3 protein-coding genes are annotated in these 3,023 nt (G+C 63.4%); all 3 read left to right on the top strand.

Annotated elements, in window-relative coordinates; genetic code table 11:
- Nucleotides 1-1,030 (top strand): urea ABC transporter permease subunit UrtB (gene urtB, locus WBR57_RS15300; protein ID WP_424084538.1); only part of this gene is annotated, 1,030 nt, incomplete at its 5' end.
- A complete protein-coding gene (gene urtC, locus WBR57_RS15295; RefSeq protein WP_424084537.1) occupies nt 1,030-2,097 on the top strand; it encodes an urea ABC transporter permease subunit UrtC in 1,068 nt (355 codons plus the stop codon). The genes urtB and urtC, both read left to right, overlap by 1 nt.
- Before the next feature lie 8 nt (nt 2,098-2,105).
- Entirely contained in the window at nt 2,106-2,927 is an 822-nt protein-coding gene (urtD, locus tag WBR57_RS15290; RefSeq protein ID WP_424084536.1) for an urea ABC transporter ATP-binding protein UrtD, read from the top strand.
- Nucleotides 2,928-3,023 lie beyond the last annotated feature (96 nt).

The following is a 3,023-nucleotide window of genomic DNA, read 5'->3' as shown; positions in this document are numbered from 1 at the left end:
CGGCAGCACCGGCGACCCGCTGGCGCGCACGCGCCTGGAAGCCCTGCTGGCCCCCGGCATAGAAACCGATGCCGCCGTGCACACCGCCGCCGAGACCAGCCTGGCACAGGTCAAACGCAAATTGATGCTCGGCGAGATCCTCGGCCAGGCCTTCAGCGGCATGTCCCTGGGTTCGATCCTGCTGCTCGCCGCCCTCGGCCTGGCGATCACCTTCGGCCTGCTCGGCGTGATCAATATGGCCCACGGCGAGATGCTGATGCTCGGCGCCTACTCGACCTACGTGGTGCAACTGCTGATGCAGCGCTACGTGCCGGCGGCCATCGAGTTCTACCCGTTGATCGCGCTGCCGGTGGCGTTTTTCGTCACCGCCGCCATCGGCATGGCGCTGGAGCGCACGGTGATTCGCCACCTGTACGGGCGCCCACTGGAAACCCTGCTGGCCACGTGGGGCATCAGCTTGATGCTGATCCAATTGGTGCGCCTGGTGTTCGGTGCGCAGAACGTTGAAGTGTCGAACCCCGAATGGCTGTCGGGCGGCATTCAAGTGCTGCCCAACCTGGTGCTGCCGTACAACCGCATCGTGATCATCGCCTTCGCGCTGTTTGTGGTGGTGCTCACATGGTTGCTGCTGAACAAGACGCGCCTGGGCCTCAACGTGCGCGCCGTCACCCAGAACCGCAACATGGCCGCCTGCTGCGGCGTGCCCACCGGGCGTGTGGACATGCTCGCGTTCGGCCTCGGCTCGGGCATCGCCGGCCTCGGCGGCGTGGCGCTGAGCCAGATCGGCAACGTCGGCCCGGACCTCGGCCAGAGCTACATCATCGACTCGTTCCTGGTGGTGGTGCTCGGCGGTGTCGGCCAGTTGGCCGGCAGCGTGATGGCGGCCTTCGGGCTGGGGATCGCCAACAAGATTCTCGAACCGCAGATCGGCGCCGTGCTCGGCAAGATCCTGATCCTCGCGCTGATCATTCTGTTTATCCAGAAACGCCCGCAGGGACTCTTCGCACTGAAAGGACGGGTGATCGACTGATGAACCAGCCACTGATGCTTACCGCCACGCAAAAGGTCGGCCCCAAGGTCACGATTGCAGTCGGCGCGGTGATCCTGATCCTGCTGCTGGCGCTGCCGTTGTGTTCGCTGCTGTCGCCGGAAAACCCGCTGCATGTGTCGGCTTACACCCTGACGTTGGTGGGCAAGATCCTCTGCTACGCCATCGTCGCCCTCGCCCTGGACCTGGTGTGGGGTTACGCGGGGATGTTGTCCCTCGGCCACGGCCTGTTCTTTGCCCTCGGCGGCTACGCGATGGGCATGTACCTGATGCGCCAGGCCTCCGGCGATGAGCTGCCGGCGTTCATGACGTTTTTGTCGTGGACCGAATTACCCTGGTACTGGATCGGCACCGAGCACTTCCTCTGGGCCCTGTGCCTGGTGGTGTTGGCGCCGGGTGTGCTGGCGCTGGTGTTCGGCTTCTTCGCCTTTCGCTCGCGGATCAAGGGCGTGTATTTCTCGATCATGACCCAGGCCCTGACCTTTGCCGGGATGCTGTTGTTTTTCCGCAACGAAACCGGGTTTGGCGGCAATAACGGCTTCACCAATTTCCGCAGCATCCTGGGTTTCGGCATTACCGAACCGGCTACCCGCGCGGTACTGTTTTTTGCCACGGTCGTACTGCTGGTCGCCAGCCTGTACACCGGCTGGCGCCTGGCGCAGAGCAAGTTCGGCCGGGTGCTGACCGCCCTGCGCGATGCCGAGAACCGCCTGATGTTCTGCGGCTACGACCCGCGTGGTTTCAAGCTGTTCGTGTGGGTCTTGAGCGCAGTGTTGTGTGGTTTGGCGGGTGCGTTGTATGTGCCGCAAGTGGGCATCATCAACCCCAGCGAAATGTCGCCGACCAACTCCATCGAAGCCGCCGTGTGGGTGGCCCTCGGCGGGCGTGGCACGCTGATCGGGCCGTTGCTCGGCGCCGGCGTGGTGAACGGCATGAAGAGCTGGTTCACCGTGGCCTTCCCGGAATACTGGCTGTTCTTCCTCGGGGCGCTGTTCATCATCGTCACCCTGTACCTGCCCAAAGGCGTTATCGGCCTGCTGAAGAAATGAGGAACGTCATGCTCGAACCTATTCTCGATGCGGGCAGCGGCCGCGATGCAATCGGTATTGGCCAGGCCGCCGGCAAGGGCCTGAACACTCGGCACGGGACCATCCTGACCCTGGAGGACATCAGTGTCAGCTTTGATGGTTTCAAGGCGCTCAACGATTTGAACCTGTACATCGGCGTCGGTGAATTGCGCTGCATCATCGGCCCCAACGGCGCGGGCAAGACCACGCTGATGGACGTGATCACCGGCAAGACCCGGCCCAGCCACGGCAAGGCCTGGTTTGGCGAAACCCTCGACCTGACAGCGATGAGCGAAGTGCAGATCGCCCAGGCCGGCATCGGGCGCAAGTTCCAGAAGCCCACGGTGTTCGAAGCCCTGAGCGTGTTCGAAAACCTGGAGCTGGCGCAGAAGACCGACAAATCCGTCTGGGCCAGCCTGCGTGCACGCCTGAGCGGTGAGCAGAAAGACCGTATCGACGAAGTGCTCGACACCATCCGCCTGACCGCCTCGCAGCAGCGCCCGGCGGGCTTGCTGTCCCACGGCCAGAAGCAGTTCCTGGAAATCGGCATGCTGCTGATGCAGGACCCGCAACTGTTGCTGCTGGACGAACCGGTGGCAGGCATGACCGACGCCGAAACCGAGTTCACTGCCGAACTGTTCAAGCGCCTGGCGGGCAAACACTCGCTGATGGTGGTGGAGCACGACATGGGCTTTGTCGGCTCGATTGCCGACCACGTGACCGTGTTGCACCAGGGCAGCGTGCTGGCTGAGGGGTCGCTGGAACAGGTGCAGGAAAATGAGCGGGTGATCGAGGTGTATCTCGGTCGCTGATCGGACGCGAATCGCTTTGTGTGGGAGCTGGCTTGCCTGCGATGCAGGCGACTCGGTCTTGCAGTGACACCGAGGTGATGCCATCGCAGGCAAGCC

The organism is Pseudomonas sp. (genome assembly GCF_049590575.1).
Classification (GTDB): Bacteria; Pseudomonadota; Gammaproteobacteria; order Pseudomonadales; family Pseudomonadaceae; genus Aquipseudomonas.
Note: the sequence above shows the minus strand (reverse complement) of the source record. Positions and strands in the feature narration are given on the sequence as shown.